The 14,979-nt window shown below is 65.8% G+C and carries 15 protein-coding genes; 12 read left to right on the top strand and 3 right to left on the bottom strand.

The genetic code is table 11. The features are described 5' to 3' along the window. Nucleotides 1-2: 2 nt before the first annotated feature. Nucleotides 3-962: a DegV family protein gene (locus ACE37B_RS10520; RefSeq protein ID WP_409923282.1), complete on the top strand. Its 960-nt coding sequence runs from the start codon at nucleotides 3-5 to the stop codon at nucleotides 960-962. A gap of 63 nt (nucleotides 963-1,025) precedes the next feature. Here ACE37B_RS10520 and ACE37B_RS10515 read toward each other — a convergent pair whose 3' ends face one another. Beyond that, the gene (locus ACE37B_RS10515) at nucleotides 1,026-1,502 is read right to left on the bottom strand and encodes a sterol desaturase family protein (RefSeq protein ID WP_409923281.1); all 477 of its coding nucleotides are present in this window, start codon (nucleotides 1,500-1,502) and stop codon (nucleotides 1,026-1,028) included. 142 nt (nucleotides 1,503-1,644) lie between these two features. Between ACE37B_RS10515 and ACE37B_RS10510 the strand changes: the two genes are divergently transcribed. Further along, a complete protein-coding gene (locus tag ACE37B_RS10510; protein ID WP_409923280.1) occupies nucleotides 1,645-2,421 on the top strand; it encodes an enoyl-CoA hydratase/isomerase family protein in 777 nt (258 codons plus the stop codon). Nucleotides 2,422-2,551: 130 nt separating this feature from the next. Here the strand turns inward: ACE37B_RS10510 and ACE37B_RS10505 are convergent, their stop codons facing one another. Further along, on the bottom strand, nucleotides 2,552-3,253 hold the full coding sequence (locus ACE37B_RS10505; protein WP_409923279.1) for an alpha/beta hydrolase: 702 nt from the start codon (nucleotides 3,251-3,253) through the stop codon (nucleotides 2,552-2,554). A gap of 23 nt (nucleotides 3,254-3,276) precedes the next feature. Continuing rightward, nucleotides 3,277-4,293: an alpha/beta fold hydrolase gene (locus tag ACE37B_RS10500; RefSeq protein ID WP_409923278.1), complete on the bottom strand. Its 1,017-nt coding sequence runs from the start codon at nucleotides 4,291-4,293 to the stop codon at nucleotides 3,277-3,279. A 150-nt stretch (nucleotides 4,294-4,443) separates the two neighbouring features. On the opposite strand from ACE37B_RS10500, the gene ACE37B_RS10495 reads away from it, so the two are divergent. The 10 genes from ACE37B_RS10495 to ACE37B_RS10450 all read left to right on the top strand — a co-directional run bounded on the left by ACE37B_RS10495 (nucleotide 4,444) and on the right by ACE37B_RS10450 (nucleotide 14,978). Then, on the top strand, nucleotides 4,444-4,866 hold the full coding sequence (locus tag ACE37B_RS10495) for a LysM peptidoglycan-binding domain-containing protein (protein WP_409923277.1): 423 nt from the start codon (nucleotides 4,444-4,446) through the stop codon (nucleotides 4,864-4,866). A gap of 120 nt (nucleotides 4,867-4,986) precedes the next feature. Continuing rightward, entirely contained in the window at nucleotides 4,987-5,691 is a 705-nt protein-coding gene (locus tag ACE37B_RS10490; RefSeq protein ID WP_409923276.1) for a hypothetical protein, read from the top strand. A 164-nt stretch (nucleotides 5,692-5,855) separates the two neighbouring features. Then, nucleotides 5,856-6,809 carry a heme o synthase gene (locus ACE37B_RS10485; protein WP_409923275.1) on the top strand — a complete coding sequence of 318 codons (954 nt, stop codon included), beginning with the start codon at nucleotides 5,856-5,858 and terminating at the stop codon, nucleotides 6,807-6,809. Between the two features lie 267 nt (nucleotides 6,810-7,076). Beyond that, entirely contained in the window at nucleotides 7,077-8,762 is a 1,686-nt protein-coding gene (locus tag ACE37B_RS10480) for a cbb3-type cytochrome c oxidase subunit I (RefSeq protein WP_409923274.1), read from the top strand. After that, the gene (locus tag ACE37B_RS10475) at nucleotides 8,762-9,340 is read left to right on the top strand and encodes a cytochrome c oxidase subunit 3 (RefSeq protein ID WP_409923273.1); all 579 of its coding nucleotides are present in this window, start codon (nucleotides 8,762-8,764) and stop codon (nucleotides 9,338-9,340) included. Before ACE37B_RS10480 ends, ACE37B_RS10475 begins: the two co-directional genes overlap by 1 nt. Before the next feature lie 13 nt (nucleotides 9,341-9,353). Beyond that, complete coding sequence (locus ACE37B_RS10470; RefSeq protein ID WP_409923272.1) at nucleotides 9,354-10,607, top strand: hypothetical protein; 1,254 nt, start codon at nucleotides 9,354-9,356, stop codon at nucleotides 10,605-10,607. 74 nt (nucleotides 10,608-10,681) lie between these two features. Next, nucleotides 10,682-11,902, top strand: a complete 1,221-nt coding sequence (coxB, locus tag ACE37B_RS10465) for a cytochrome c oxidase subunit II (RefSeq protein WP_409923271.1) — start codon at nucleotides 10,682-10,684, stop codon at nucleotides 11,900-11,902. Between the two features lie 17 nt (nucleotides 11,903-11,919). Then, a complete protein-coding gene (gene ctaD, locus ACE37B_RS10460) occupies nucleotides 11,920-13,917 on the top strand; it encodes a cytochrome c oxidase subunit I (RefSeq protein ID WP_409923270.1) in 1,998 nt (665 codons plus the stop codon). Further along, nucleotides 13,910-14,602, top strand: coding sequence for a heme-copper oxidase subunit III (locus ACE37B_RS10455; RefSeq protein WP_409923269.1), 693 nt, complete (start codon nucleotides 13,910-13,912; stop codon nucleotides 14,600-14,602). Before ctaD ends, ACE37B_RS10455 begins: the two co-directional genes overlap by 8 nt. 25 nt (nucleotides 14,603-14,627) lie before the next feature. Further along, entirely contained in the window at nucleotides 14,628-14,978 is a 351-nt protein-coding gene (locus ACE37B_RS10450; RefSeq protein ID WP_409923268.1) for a cytochrome C oxidase subunit IV family protein, read from the top strand. Nucleotide 14,979: the final 1 nt, after the last annotated feature.

Genomic DNA, 14,979 nt, shown 5'->3' with positions numbered 1-14,979 from the left:
CCGTGTCCTCTGAGCCATCGCCAACCGATCCAGCACCGGATGCAGCACCGGATGCAGCACGGCGCGATCCAGCACCGGATGCGGCACGGCGCGATGCGGCCGGGCGAGGCGCTGCGCAACGGGTCGGCATCGTCGTCGACTCCAACAGCCAGCTGCCGCCAGCGCTGGCGGAGCGGTACGGGATCTCGGTCGTCGCGTTGACCGTCACGGTCGACGGTGTCGATCATCTCGAAGGGGTCGATCTCGACGCCGACCGGTTCTACGAGGCGTGGGCGGATGGCCGTTCGCCGGAGATCTCGACCAGTCAGCCGTCGCCGGGTGCCTTCGTCGCCTCCTACCAGTCGCTCGTCGACGATGGCGCCACCGACATCGTGTCGATCCACATCGCGGCGTCGATGAGCGGCACGTTCAACTCGGCACGTCTCGCCGCCGACGAGGTCGACGCTCGGGTCCACCTCGTCGACACCGGCACCGCGAGCTTCGGTATCTCGTGTTGTGCGTGGGCAGCCGCCGAGGCGCGTGCGGCGGGAGCGAGCGTCGAGAAGATCGTCGAGGTCGCGCAGCGGCGCGCCTCTGGGTTGCACACGTCGTTCGTCGTCGGCGTACCGCAACTCATCGACCGGTCGGGGCGCTCGCAGGACCTCGCGGTGGAACAGGCCGCCACGGCCGGGGTGCCGATCATCGCCATGACCGGACCGGACCTGTACGTCCTGGCCACCGTCATCGACCTGGACGAGGCGGTCGAGGCCATGGTCGACGACGCGCTGGCATGGTCGCCGTCGGACCCCAGCGGGCTCCGCATCGCGGTCGGGACCTCCGACGCGTCCAGCACTGCGGTGTCGGCCGCGATCACCCGACGGGTCACCGGGCATCGGGCGGTCGCCGACGTGATCCAGTACCGGATCGGGCCGAGTGTCGGCGCGCACACCGGTCCGGGCACCGCTGGGTTGTTCGTCTTCTGACCCGCGACTCGCGACAGATCATTCGAGACGGATCACCGCCTGCGTGCGGCGAGCGCTGCTCGGTCAGACTCGGGCGAGGGGATTGCGGTCGGTTCGCAGCGCCCGCTCGCGCAGTTCTGACGGCACCACCGGCGCCAGCATCCCGTAGGGCGCAGCGTTGTAGAGGTGGTGGATCCGGTGCGCGTCGGCCAGACGGTCGAACACCGCGATGCGACGATTCGCGAACCAGCCGAGGCGCCCGTGGATGTAGACGTCGTGGACGAGCGCGTAGCACGCGCCGTACGCGGTGACGCCGACGCCGACCGGAACCAACGCACCGAAGCCGTCCCAGTTGAACCCGGCGACGAAGCCGAGGTTGACGATCGCCGCGAACATGACCGGGTACCAGTCGTTTGCCTCCCATCGAGCGCGCCGAGGACGATGGTGGCTGCGATGCAGGAACTCGCCGATGCCGTGCATCACCCAGCGGTGGGTCGCGGCGGTGAGCGGCTCCATCAGCACGAACGCCACGATGGCGATGGCGACAGCCGACCAACTCATGTCGATGACGCTATCTCGGCGCGGTGGCGGAGGAGAAGGGTTGCTCGCAAGCTCCGCTCGTCGTGCGGCGCGGGCCCGTGCCGGGCACCAGGTCGTCTCGTCCGATCCCGATGCGGGCCGCTCGCCCTGCCACGATCGTGTGATGGCTGACTTCACCACCCTGCGCGCCGAGGTCGACGGTCGGATCGGACGGCTGACGCTCGCGCAACCCGACAAGCTCAACCCCCTCGGCACCGTCCCGCTCGCCGAAATCGCTGCCGCAGCCCGATGGTTCGACACCACCGACGCGTCGATCGTGATCGTCACCGGCGAAGGCCGCGGTTTCTCGTCCGGGTTCGACCTGCGTGAGTTCGCGTCGTCGACGAACCTCGAAGGCGACGCGATGAGCGGCCGCGATCAGGCCGATCTCGGTCGCCAGATGGCCGAGGCGATGGAGCGCATGCGCGCCCTGACGATCGCGGCGATCAAGGGGCCGTGTGTCGGTGGTGGGGTCGTGCTGGCGGGGGTCTGCGATCTGCGCATCGCTGCCGATGACACCGTGTTCTCGATTCCCGAGGTCGACCTCGGGATCCCACTCGCGTGGGGCGGCATCCCTCGACTCGTCCGCGAGATCCCGGCGGCGATCGCTCGCGAACTCGTGTTGACCTGTCGACCCTTCGATGCCGACGAAGCGCGTTCGATCGGGTTCGTCAACCGGGTCGTGCCGCGAGCTGATCTCGAATCCGCGGTCGACGAGCTGGCCGCACAACTCGCCGCGAAGGCGCCGTCGGTGGTCAAGGCGACCAAGCGCCAGGTCAACGAAGCGCTCGAGAACGTGGCTTCCACCGTCGGCGCCTGGGCTGACGCCGACTTGCTCGGCGCGGCACTGAGCGACCCGGAAGCGCGCGCGGCCGCGCGCGCCTACCTCGCCGCGCGCTGAGCCGACCCTACGACGATGCAGTCGGCGTAGGAAGCCCATCAGATGCGGCGTAGGAAGCCCATCAGATGCGGCGTGGGCCGCCCATCAGATGCGGCGTGGGCCGCCCATCAGATGCGGCGTGGGCCGCGAGTCAGATCGCGGCGTAGGCCGCAAGCGCGTCGGCGACGGTGGTGTCGGCCACGCCGGGAATGTCGGCGACGGCGTCGAGCCACTTCGGACGGAAGCTGCTGGCGACCGAGATCGGGGAGTCGATGCCCGAACCGGCGATCGCGAGCTGCACGAACGACACGGCGTAATCGGTCGGCCGCAGGTCGCGGCCCAGTTCCACGAGCGCGTACGGATCGGGCGCCGCGCCGGTCGACGGTAGCGCGAAGTAGCTCTGCGAACTCGGCCCGGTCGGGCCGCCTGCGAGTCCGGGTCCGTCGGTGAGGATCGCACCGCGGATCTGGCTGGCACGAGCGCCGGCCAACTGCAGCGCCACGTAGGCGCCGAGGCCACGGCCGAGCACGGTGATCGACTGCTGCGGATCGTCGTCGGTCAGCGCGGCGAGTGCGTGGTCGGCGTCGGACATCAGCAACTCGGGGGAGTACCCGCCGCTGCGTGGCACGGTCGACGCGCCGTGCCCGGTGAAGTCGAGGGCCGCGATCGTGCCGGGCCACTGCTCGACCCAGTGCGGCGCACTCGTCGGCGACGCGTCACCGAGGCCGTGCAACAGCAGGAGCGGACGCGTCGCCGGATCGGCGACGACGCGCAGCAGGTGCAGTGCGAGATCGATGCGGTTGTGTCGCAGCCAGACGATCTTGTGGGCACCGCTCTGACCGGCTGCATGCATGGATGCGGGTTCGTGAGACGTGTTCACGACGGAGCTCCGATGAAGTCGAGGACGAGACCGCTGACGTGGTCGGGTTGTTCGATGTGGACGAAGTGGCCGACGTCGTCGAGCACCTCGCAGCGACCGTCGACCGGCATGTAGGGCTGGACCTTCGCCGGCGGAGTGCCCCAACCCATCTCCTCCATCTGCGCGCCGAGGATGCCGAGGAACGGCATCGGTAGGCCCGGCAGGCGCATCAGCGTCCACTCGGGCCGCCACGGTCCGAACCCGCCGAAGCGCAGCGCCGGGTCGATTCGCCAGCGCCAGCCGTCGTCGGACTCGAAGCCGCCGGTCGTGACGAGACGACGCAACCACTCGTGAGGAAGGCGCGGGTTCATCCGGCCGCGGCGGCGAGCGAGTTCGTCGAGCGTGCCGGGTTTGCGCGACGCGGTGGCGGTCTTGCGGCGATGGTCGAGCCATCCGGCGAGGTCGTTCGCGAGCATCGTCGTGCGCTCGTGTTCGGCGACGTCGGGGATGTTGCGCTTGTACGGGATGCCGTCCATGTTGACGAGGCAGCGGAAGCGGAACGGTTGCGCGTCGGCGAGCTGCGTCATCAACGCGCCGCCTTTCGAGTGCCCGATGACGGGGATCGCTCGGCCAGGGGCGACGTGATCGAACAGCGCCAAGGCGTCACGCATGTCGCCGTCCCAGGAGTACATCTCGGCGTGCTCGCTGCTGCCGTGACCGCGCTGATCCCAACACACCACGCGCCATCCCGCTGCGGCCAACTTCGGAGCGAACACGTCGAACGTGCGAGCGAAGTCGAAGCCGCCGTGCATCATCAGGAGCGGGGGAGCGTCGGCGTCGCCCCATTCGTGGACGGCGATACCGATGCCGTGGGCATCGAGGGTGTACTGACGGTCGGGACGCCGAGCGCCGGGAAACGGCGATTCGCCGTGCTCGTCGAGTTCAATCGTCGCCGGATCCGTCGGGTGGATCGTGGTCTCGCCCGTCGAGGAGCTCGCTGCGCCGTTCGTGCCGTTCGTCTCCGTAGTACTCACGACGCGGACCGTAGCGGAGCACGTCGCATCCGCTACAGGCCGACGTGTACCCGCCGACATGCGGGATGGGCCATCAGCTGCCACGAGAGGCGCAGTGCCGCGAGGCCCGCGCTGACGTGGCGCTCGTGCGAGCGCGTATCATCGGGAGCGATGACTGCCGCCTCGATCCGTCACGCCTCGACGACCAGCGACGTCGACTCGTCGCGTCGGCGACCGAACGGTGTGCGCTCCGCCGGTGTGGTGAGTCTTGCGGCGGCGATCGGCCTCGCAGCCTGTGGGACGACCGACGAGGCGTCACGCGAGACGCTGCCGCCGCTGGTCACCACCACGACCACGACGGTGCCGGAAGACGAAGACCCCAACGCCGGCAAGGTCAGATTCTACGAGATCCAGCCGGGCGAGTCGCTCGCGATGATCGCCAGAGCCTTCGAAGTGCCGACGCAATCGATCATCGACTTGAACAACATCGAGAACCCCGACAACGTGCCGGCCGGCTTGATCATCCAGATCCCGACCGACATAGTCCTCGTCAGCGAACTCCCCACCCCGGGCGAGACGACCACCGTCCCCTGACATCCCGACGACAGAGTGGGTCAGACCCACTCTGTCGCCTGCAGCACCCTGCGTCCACCGCAGGTGCGGGCCGTGACCTTTGGCCCTTCGCGACGACTCGCAGCGTCATAGAATCGTCACATGAGTTTCTGGCCCAACGCAGACCACTGGAGCGTGAAGATTCCGCTCGACACGCCGCATCGCCGCCTCGAGGTCCTCGCCGACACCGGCGTGGTGCAGTTGCGCGACGCTGACTTCGAGTGCCCGGCGTCGGAGTACGAGGCGTTGGAGTACATGGACTGGAAGTCGGGCGGTGACACCAACTTCGCGCCGATCGCGACCGCCGATGGCGAACTCGACTGCCGAGGCTTCTGGGACAAGGGCAAGACCGACAAAGACGCGGTCTGGACTTCGAACGCCGCGATCGCTCCGAGCATCAAGAACTACGTCGACGGCGTCGGCGCGAATTTCGGCCGCGTCCGCACGATCAAGCTCGAGCCACAGGACCGGGAGGCAGCGATCCGCAGCCTGCATCGCGACGACAACAACCGCTTCAACCCCGATGACGAAGGCTGGGTCGTTCGTTCGTGGGTCGAGCTCACCGACAACCCCGACAGCTACATGCTCGTCATGGACAACGACGCGGAGGGCTTGCCCGATCCGACGACCGAGATGCGCATCCCCCTCCACAAGGGCGCGCGCTTCGTCGTCGACACGCAACGTCTGTGGCACGTCGTGGTCCACACGGGTTCGGCGCCGCGTTATGCGTTGATCACGAGTTTCGAGTCGGGCCCGGTACTCGACGAGTGGATCCAGCGCGAAATGGTGAGTCCGGCCACGGTCTGAACGACAGAGTGGGTCAGACCCACTCTGTCGCCCTGCTGCTGTCACCAATCGACCGGCCGATTCGCCGGGCCGATCCATCTGGCCGCGGGCGCACGTCGGAACTTCGGTGACTTCGCCTGCTCGGCGAGGCCGGGAGGCTCGCGCGTCCGTAGGATGTGGCGGTCATGGCTGTCGGCTCCCGTCCCCTCGTTCCGTCGCGACTTGCGCCCGGAGGTGTTGCGGCGCACGCCCCCAGACGCACGCCGACCACCGTCGTCGGCGCCTACGTTGCGCTGACCAAACCTCGCATCATCGAGCTACTGCTGATCACCACCATCCCGACGATGGTCTTGGCCCAGCAAGGGTGGCCGCCAGCTCGACTCGTGATCATCACCCTGATCGGCGGCACTCTCGCTGCTGGCGGAGCCAACGCGGTCAACATGTACGTCGATCGAGACATCGACGCGCTCATGCAGCGCACGCAGGGCCGACCGCTCGTCACCGGCATCATTCCGGCCCGCAACGCGCTGGTCTTCGCGCTCGCGCTCCAGGTCGCAGCGTTCGCCGTGCTGTGGGCCGGCGCGAATCTGCTGTCGGCGGTGCTCGCATTCTCGGCGGCAGCCTTCTACGTCGGCGTGTACACCCTCTGGTTGAAGCGCACCAGCCGACAGAACATCGTCATCGGCGGTGCTGCCGGCGCCGTGCCGGTGTTGGTCGGATGGGCTGCCGTACAGAATTCGCTGTCGTGGGAACCGCTCGTGTTGTTCCTCGCGATGTTCCTGTGGACGCCGCCGCACTTCTGGGCGCTCGCGGTGAAGTACGCCGACGACTACAGCGCTGCATCGGTGCCGATGCTCCCGTCGGTCGCCCCGATGGAACACGTCGTGCGCCAGATGGTGATCTATACGGTCGCTCTGGTCGCAGCGACGCTGGCGCTGTGGCCGGTTGCCAGCCTCGGACTCATCTATGGGATCGCAGCGATCGTCCTCGGTGCGGTCTTCATCGGCGGCACGATCGCGCTCGGTCGCAATCCGTCGGCCACGGCGAGTATGCGGCTGTTCGGCTATTCGATCAGTTACGTCACGTTGCTGTTCGCTGCGATGATGCTCGACGTCTTCGTCGAGCACGGCGTGTCCTGAGTGGAACCGACCGCAGGTCGACGATCCCGGGAGTGACGGACTCGACCGGCGTCATCGACCGCAACCGGGCCGCTTGCGCGATCGTGCTGGCGCTCGCGCGATAGTTCGGTCGCTCAAGCCGTCGACCGGCGACGAAATTCGCCGAGATTTCGGTTGAATCGAGTGCGAACAGTTAGTCTCGGGCCGTTGCGCTTCCGCTCTGCTGTGCGCGACTTCATCCTCAGCGCGAACTGTGCGATCTCCCAGCCAAGTGAGTCTCAACGCCACATGACCACCATCGATTCCAGCCCCGACGCCACCTCGTCCGAGCCTTCGGGGCTCGCGCGGCCATTGGCCGCCACCGTCGAGTGGTTGACCTCCACCGACCACAAGAAGATCGGACGCTTGTTCATCGGCGGAGGGCTGCTCGGTCTGCTCGCCGCCGTGGCCGTCAATCTGCTCATCGCCATCGAACGTCTCGACGGCGACAACGCCGCCCTCGATGTCGACTCCTGGGTGCAGATCCTGAGCGGCCAGCGGGTTGCGATGGTGTTCGGGGTGGCCCTGCCGCTCGTCGCCGGTCTGTCGCTCGCTGTCATGCCGATCCAGGTCGGAGCGCGATCGTTGGCATTCCCCCGCCTCGCATCGACGGGCGTCTACCTGTGGTTCGGCGGCTTGGTGCTCTCCATCGTGGCGCTTGCCAACAACGGCGGATTCGGCGGCGGCGATTCCGACATGGTCGACCTGTTCCTCGCAGCGCACGCATTGATGGCCGTTGCGTTCGCAGCTGTCGGCGCCTCGCTCGTCACGACGGTCCTCACCACTCGTGCACCGGGGATGACGATGCGCCGCGTGCCATTCTTCTCGTGGTCGACGATGGTGTTCGGCCTGGGTCTGCTGCTGGTCATGCCCGTGTTGCTCGGCACGTTGATCTACCTGTTCGTCGATCATCGCAGCGGCGCTCGTGAGGCCTTTGGCGGCAACGAGGGCATCACCTCGTGGGCAGGATGGGTGTTCACGCAGCCCACGACGTTCCTGTTCGCGATTCCGGCGCTCGGCGTCTTCGCCGAATTGCTCCCATCGACCTTCCGCAAGCGCACGCCGGTGCGTGGCCTCGTCTTCGCCGGGCTCTCACTCGTCGGCGTCGCTGCCTTCGCAGGCGTCACGCAGCAGTTCCGGTTCGAACTGCCCTGGCAGGGTTCGGACCTGTTCCTCGGCGACAGCGACGACATCCAGCAGAAGATCTACGACCTGCTGCCGTGGGCGATGTTCCACCTTCTCCCGATCGCTGGAGCCGGCTTGCTCGTGCTGATGGCGCTGTTCCTCGCTCGCCCGCAACGCAACGACGACGGCCAGACGATCGCTCCGAACGTCGGTGCGGGATTCATCTTCGCGTTCTTCGGTTACGGCATGATCATGGTCGGGATGGTCGGTGCGGCCCTCGAGCCCATCATCGACCTCGCCCTGATCGACACCGTGTTCGGCGAGGCGACGCTCGTGTACGTGGTCTACGGCACCGTTCTCGGCGTGATGGGCGGGATCGTCCACTGGGCGCCGAAGCTCTGGGGCCGTGAACTCGATCTGAAGAAGGTCGCGCCGCTCGCACTGCTCGGCGTTCTCGGCACCGTGCTCGCTTCGTTCCCGCACTACATCGCCGGATTCCTCGACCAGCCCGCCGGGCTCGGCTACACCGACGGCGACCTGCAGATCTGGAACATCCTCGTCCTCGTGGGCCATGCGTTGATGGTGCTCACGACCCTCGCCTTCATCGGGCTGCTCGTCACGACGATGCTCGGCGGTGACGATGCGCCCGCCGGCGACGACCCGTTCGATGGGCAGACCATCGAGTGGGCGACGACCTCGCCGGCACCGCGCGACAACTTCGTCGACGTGCCGATGGTGACCTCCGCCGAACCTCTGCTCGACAGGAAACAACCCGTCGGCGCGGGTGCTCAGAAAGGCAGCGCGAACTGATGGAAGCTCTCCCCGCCGGTCCGCCCCCGGCCCCTCGCAACCAACTGATCGTCGGCACCACGCTGGCGTCGGTTGCGCTCTTGATGCTCACCGGCGGCATGCTCGCCGTGTGGTCGTTGCAGCGCACGCAGGCGATCGACTCAGCCGGCACGTGGTTGCCGAGCAGCGTCACCATTCCCGAGGTGCCGTCGAACGTGATGCTCATTGCATTCATCGCCATCATCACGTTCGCACACTGGGCGATCTGGTCGGCGCAGCGCAGCGACACGGCCAACACCGTGTTCGCACTCGCAGCGACAGCGTTCGTCGCGATCTTGCTGATCAACGCACAGGCGTTCATCTATGCGCGGATGGATCTGAGCGTGACCGACGGTGCCTACGGTTCGATGTTCTTCGCGATCACCGGCACCTACATGGCGCTGCTCGTCATCGGCGTGATCTTCTCGCTCGTCGCGACCTTCCGCTTCCTGGGCGGACGCACACGCGACCGTGAGCTCCTGACTGCTCACGCCATCTATTGGTACGCCATGGCGGTGGCCTTCGCCGCCATCTGGTTCGTCGTCTACGTCACCAAGTGAGATCCACCTTCTGATGATCACCACCGGTTCGAAATTCCTCATCGGCGCCTCGGTCCTCGCGACCGTGATGACCGTCGTCTACGGCATCGCGCAAGACGGTGTCATGGGCACCATCGGGCTGACGTCCGCGTCGGTCGTGCTCATCGTGTTGGCCACGCTCAACGTGATGCTGCGCGACTCGAACGTCTTCGTCGACAGCTCGATGCCCGCCGAATCGACGGCGTCTGCACAGCGAGCCCCCGCCAACAGCGTGTGGCCCTTGGCGTTCGCCTTCGGCGGCGTCGTGTTCGTCGTCGGGCTCGTCTCGTACCAGGCCGTCACCGTGGTCGGCCTCGTGCTGCTCCTGGTCGCCGGTGCTGAGTGGGTCGTGCAGGCGTGGGCCGAGCGGGCGTCGAACGATCCGCACTACAACAACGAGGTGCGGAGCCGGCTGTCCAACGCGCTCGAGTACCCGGTCGGGGCGGCCATCGGCATCGGTGTCATCGTCTATTCGTTCTCGCGCGTGATGCTCTGGCTGTCGTCGAAGACCAACACCACGATCGCCTTCTCGGTGATGGCGGCCGTCATCCTTGCGGTCGCGTTCCTGTTCGCCTTCAAGCCGTCGATCAAGACGGGAGCGATCGGGAGCACGATGGCGCTCAGCGCCGTGGCGATCGTCGTCGCAGGCGCGGCGGCCGGCGTCGACGGCGAGCGCGAGATCGTCGAGTTCGAGACGACGGCGGTGTGGCAAGCCGAGGCCTTGGCGCACCCCGAGGAGTACGCGCAGGGCGCTGCCGAGGGCAAACACCCCGCCGGACTCATCTGCGAGAGTCCCGAGAAGTTCCCGGAGGCCGACAAGAAGGCCAGCCAGACGGTGGGCTCCAAATCGGGTGCCTACACGGTGTCGCTCCTCGCCAATGGCGAGCTCGAGTTCGACCCACCCGGACCCATCGAAGCCGGCGCTACGGCTATGGCGATCCCCCGCTCGAACCCGACCAACATCATCTTCCGCAACGAGTCCCCCGAGGACCGCCGCCTCTCCATCGACCTCGGCACGGTCGAGGTCGAAGACGAAGCGACCGGTGAGATGCGTCAACAGCCGGTGCAGTTGTGCACGTCGCTGATCGAGCAAGGAGCTGCACAGCTCCTCACGCTGACCGTCGGACCGCCGAGTATCGCCTTCAACGGCGTGGAGAACGCCAACGGTCCGGGCGGTGAAGAGGGCGACGGGTACTGGATCTTCGTGCCCGGCGTCGACGACGCGAAACTGAAGCTGGTGGTGTCATGAGCCGCAGGGATGGCGCCGCAAATCACTTGGGAACGAGAATGCGCGAATCAAAGACGGCAACTAGCGTGAAGTCCGTGACTCCCTTTCAACGTCGGCGCCGCAAGTTGCAGCTCGCGGGCGTCGCTGCCCTGGGGCTCGTCGTCGCCGGCTGCGCTGAGAACGCACCGCAAGACATCTTCCAACCGGCCGGACCCAATGCGCAGAAGATCGACGACCTGCAGCGTCCCATCTTCTACATCGCCGGCGTCGTCGGTGTCGTCGTGCTCAGCGTCGTTGCGTTCGTGGTGTGGAAGTTCAAAGACCGCGGTCAGCCGATTCCCGAGCAGACGCATGGCAAGCCCAAGCTCGAGGTCGCTCTCACGATCCTTCCGGCTGTGATCCTGCTCGGCGTCGCGATCCCGACGGTCAGCGTCATCATGGACCTGGCCGACACCGATGACTCCGAGTGCATCGTCAACGTCACCGGCCAGCAGTGGTGGTGGGAGTTCGACTACCCGGTGCAAGACGGTTGTCTGCCCGGTGGCATCACCGAGCCGATCGTGACCTCGGGTCAGATGGTGATCCCGTCGGAGACGAAGGTGCTCATCCGTGGCACCAGCCGTGACGTGATCCACTCGTTCTGGATCCCCAAGCTCAACGGCAAGCGCGACATGGTCCCCGGTCGTATCCACACGCTGCGTATGGAGGCCGACCAGCCCGGCATCTACGCCGGTCAGTGCGCAGAGTTCTGCGGTCTGTCGCACGCCAACATGCGCATGGAAGTCGTCGCTCTCTCGCCTGGTGCCGAGGGCGACTTCGCTGCGTGGGTCGCCAACCAGACGGCGCCGTACGAGGCGCCGACCGACGAGCTCGCTCTCGCCGGTCAGTCGTCGTTCATCACGAACTGTGCGCGCTGTCACCAGGTCGACGGTCTGACCGACGACGCTGGCCAGCCGGTGATCGCTCGTCCCGACCTGCAGGTCTATTCCGGCGCTGCTCCGAATCTGACCAACCTGATGACCCGCAACACCTTCGCCGGTGCCACGTGGGACCTGCTGAACAGCGAATGTCGCGAAGACGTGTGGGAGTCGGATCCCGAATCGTTCGGCGACAAGTACCTCGCTGGTGTCACCGACGAGTGTCTGAACGAAATCGACCTGCGCGAGTGGCTCCGCGACTCGCCAGCGAAGAAGCCGATGTATGCCGACGCCGAGCGCCTCGAAGAGACCGATGGTCTTTTCCGCGGCATGCCCTACCTGGCGTTGAGCGAGACCCAGATCGACGAACTGCTCGCCTACCTCCTCGAGCGCAAGTGATCAGAAAGAGCTGAATCATGGCCATCATCGAACGTCCAGCGAGCGACACACTCGCCTTCGACGCTGCCCCGGTCACGCCTGCGGCGTCCTACGGGTATCTGCGCCGACCGGTCGAAACGACCGGATGGCGATCGTGGGCGTTCACCGTCGACCACAAGAAAATCGGCATCATGTACGGCGTCGTGGCGATGACGTTCTTCGTCATCGGTGGACTCGAAGCCGGACTCATTCGTCTGCAACTCGCGGGACCTGACGGGTCGATCCTGTCGGCTGACAAGTACAACCAGATGTTCACGATGCACGCCACCACGATGGTGTTCCTCTTCGTGATGCCGATGGCCGCAGCGTTCGCCAACTACATGATCCCGCTACAGATCGGAGCGCGTGACGTCGCATTCCCCCGACTCAACGCACTGAGCCTGTGGGTGTTCGTCTTCGGTGGCATCTTCTTGAACACTTCGTGGATCCTCGGTGGGGCCGCCGATGGCGGCTGGTTCATGTACGCACCGAACTCCGACGTGCCCTTCTCGCCCACCAACGGTGTCGACTTCTGGGCGCTCGGGCTCCAGATCACCGGCATCGCCTCGCTCGTGGGCGCGATCAACTTGATCGTGACCGTGCTCAACATGCGGGCGCCCGGCATGTCGATGATGCGAGTCCCGATCTTCACCTGGATGGCGCTGGTGGTGCAGTTCCTGCTCCTGTTCGCCATCCCGGTCATCACCGTCGCGCTGTTCTTGTTGATGTTCCAGCGGAGCTACGACGCAACGTTCTTCACCGTCTCCGAAGGTGCCGACCCGCTGCTGTGGCAGCATTTGTTCTGGATCTTCGGGCACCCCGAGGTGTACATCCTGGTGCTGCCGAGTTTCGGCATCATCTCCGAGGTCCTCCCCGTCTTCTCCAAGAAGCCGTTGTTCGGCTACCCGTTCGTCGTGTTCTCTGGTGCGGCGATCGGCTTCGTCGGTTGGGGTGTGTGGGCGCACCACATGTTTGCATCGGGTCTCGGGCCGGTGTCGGTCGCCGTCTTCTCGGTGGCCACGATGGCGATCGCGGTGCCGACCGGCGTCAAGATCATCAACTGGACGCTCACCATGTGGGGCGGCAAGCTGCGCTTCACCACGGCGATGCTCTTCGCTGTCGGTCTCATCGTGCAGTTCACCATCGGTGGCCTCTCCGGCGTGACCCACGCGGTGGCTCCGTCCGACACGCAGCAGACCGACACGTACTACATCGTGGCGCACTTCCACTACGTCATCTTCGGCGGTGCGGTGCTCGGCTTGTTCGCCGGCATCTACTACTGGTGGCCGAAGATCTTCGGCAAGATCCTCAGTGAGACCTGGGGCAAGTGGAACTTCTGGCTGATGATCGTCGGCATGAACCTGACCTTCGGTCCGATGCACATCATCGGCCTGCAGGGACAGCCGCGCCGCATGTACGTCTGGACGGAGGCACGCGCCGGCGAGGGCTTCTTCAACCTCGGCATGTGGAACCTGGTCGCGACCATCGGCACCTTCGTGCTCGGTATCGGCGTCCTGCTGTTCTTCATCAACGTCTGGGTCAGCCGGAAGCACCCGCCAGCGCCACTCGACCCGTGGGACGCTCGATCGCTCGAATGGCTCACCACGAGCCCACCGAAGGAACACAACTTCGATCGTCAGCCGACGGTGCACGCACTCGACGAGGTCTTCCACCGCAAGTACGAAGACGTCGGACAGAACGGCGCCCACGAGTACGTCCAGCGGGCCACGCTCGAAGAACTCGTCGCCGAAGAGGAAGCCAACGCCGACAAGCACATCCACCTGCCGGCGCCGTCGTACTGGCCGATGGTCCTGGCGTTCGCGCTGCCGATCATGGCGTACGGCGTCATCTACACGACGTGGCTGATCATCGCTGGCGCAGCTATCGCCATCGCAGCCCTGTTCGGCTGGGCGCTCGAACCTGCCGACGCTGACGAGACCGATTACGACCCGCCAACCGCTGGCGGCGAGATGAGCAAGGAACTGGCGAATGTCTGATCTCGTCAAGGAGACCGTGAGCGACGCGGCAGAGATCGTCAGCGATCATCTCGACGACGTTCACGACCACGATGTGCACGCCGGTGACGATCACGGCGACCATGACGGGCACGGTCTGCACCCGACGTCACTCGGCCTCTCCAACACCAAGCTGGCCATGTGGCTGTTCTTGGGCTCGGAGTGTCTGCTGTTCGGCGGCTTGATCTCGACCTACATGCTGTACCGCAACCGGCACAGCGAAGACGTGGGTCCGGATCAGCTCTGGGACATCCCGTTCACGTCGGCGTCGTCGTTCGTGCTGCTGATGTCGTCGTTGACGATGGTGCTCGCCGTGTCGGCCGCACACCGCAAGGACGACCGAAACACCAACATCTGGCTCGTGGTCACCGCCACACTCGGCGCGCTGTTCGTCGCCGGTCAGGTCTACGAGTTCACCACGTTCTACCGGGAGGGCCTCGGCTACACGGAGAGCCTCTTCGCGTCCAGCTTCTACACACTCACCGGCTTCCATGGCGTGCACGTGTCGATCGGCATCATCATGTTGCTGGCCTTGATGGGCATGCTGGTGAAGGGTCGTATCAAGGGCAACAAGGCCGAGACCGTCGAGATGGTCGGCCTGTACTGGCACTTCGTCGACATCGTCTGGATCATCATCTTCACTCTCGTCTACCTGATCCCCGCCTGATCCGGCTGCAACCAAGGACCGCATCATGACCACCGTCGAAGAGCCCGCCGACACCGAGAACCACGCCGATCACGCCGATCACGCCGATCACGATGACTCGCACGGGCACATCAGTGACAATCGATACATCGTGCTCGCACTGTTCCTCGCGGTGGTCACCGCGGCGGAAGTCGCCGCGAGCTACATCGACCTCGGACCGCTGTTCATCCCGCTACTGCTCGGACTGATGGTGATCAAGTTCTTCGTGGTCGCCAGCTTCTTCATGCACCTGAAGTTCGACAACCGCATCTTCACCTGGATGTTCTACGCTGGGCTGTTTCTCGCCGTCGGCGTCTACGCAGCTGCGCTGTTGACGTTCCAGTTCTTCGACAGCTGAC

This window comes from Ilumatobacter sp., assembly GCF_046290335.1.
Classification (GTDB): Bacteria; Actinomycetota; Acidimicrobiia; order Acidimicrobiales; family Ilumatobacteraceae; genus Ilumatobacter_A.
This window is presented reverse-complemented; position numbering and strand designations above follow the sequence as displayed.

Excerpts from the sequence above, each read along its gene's own strand:
- ACE37B_RS10470 (WP_409923272.1), top strand. The coding sequence starts at position 9,354 with ATGATCACCACCGGTTCGAAATTCCTCATCGGCGCCTCGGTCCTCGCG.
- ACE37B_RS10505 (WP_409923279.1), bottom strand. The coding sequence starts at position 3,253 with ATGCATGCAGCCGGTCAGAGCGGTGCCCACAAGATCGTCTGGCTGCGA.
- ctaD (WP_409923270.1), top strand. The coding sequence starts at position 11,920 with ATGGCCATCATCGAACGTCCAGCGAGCGACACACTCGCCTTCGACGCT.
- ACE37B_RS10495 (WP_409923277.1), top strand. The coding sequence starts at position 4,444 with ATGACTGCCGCCTCGATCCGTCACGCCTCGACGACCAGCGACGTCGAC.
- ACE37B_RS10450 (WP_409923268.1), top strand. The coding sequence starts at position 14,628 with ATGACCACCGTCGAAGAGCCCGCCGACACCGAGAACCACGCCGATCAC.
- ACE37B_RS10485 (WP_409923275.1), top strand. The coding sequence starts at position 5,856 with ATGGCTGTCGGCTCCCGTCCCCTCGTTCCGTCGCGACTTGCGCCCGGA.
- ACE37B_RS10515 (WP_409923281.1), bottom strand. The coding sequence starts at position 1,502 with ATGAGTTGGTCGGCTGTCGCCATCGCCATCGTGGCGTTCGTGCTGATG.
- ACE37B_RS10455 (WP_409923269.1), top strand. The coding sequence starts at position 13,910 with ATGTCTGATCTCGTCAAGGAGACCGTGAGCGACGCGGCAGAGATCGTC.
- ACE37B_RS10490 (WP_409923276.1), top strand. The coding sequence starts at position 4,987 with ATGAGTTTCTGGCCCAACGCAGACCACTGGAGCGTGAAGATTCCGCTC.
- ACE37B_RS10475 (WP_409923273.1), top strand. The coding sequence starts at position 8,762 with ATGGAAGCTCTCCCCGCCGGTCCGCCCCCGGCCCCTCGCAACCAACTG.
- ACE37B_RS10510 (WP_409923280.1), top strand. The coding sequence starts at position 1,645 with ATGGCTGACTTCACCACCCTGCGCGCCGAGGTCGACGGTCGGATCGGA.
- ACE37B_RS10480 (WP_409923274.1), top strand. The coding sequence starts at position 7,077 with ATGACCACCATCGATTCCAGCCCCGACGCCACCTCGTCCGAGCCTTCG.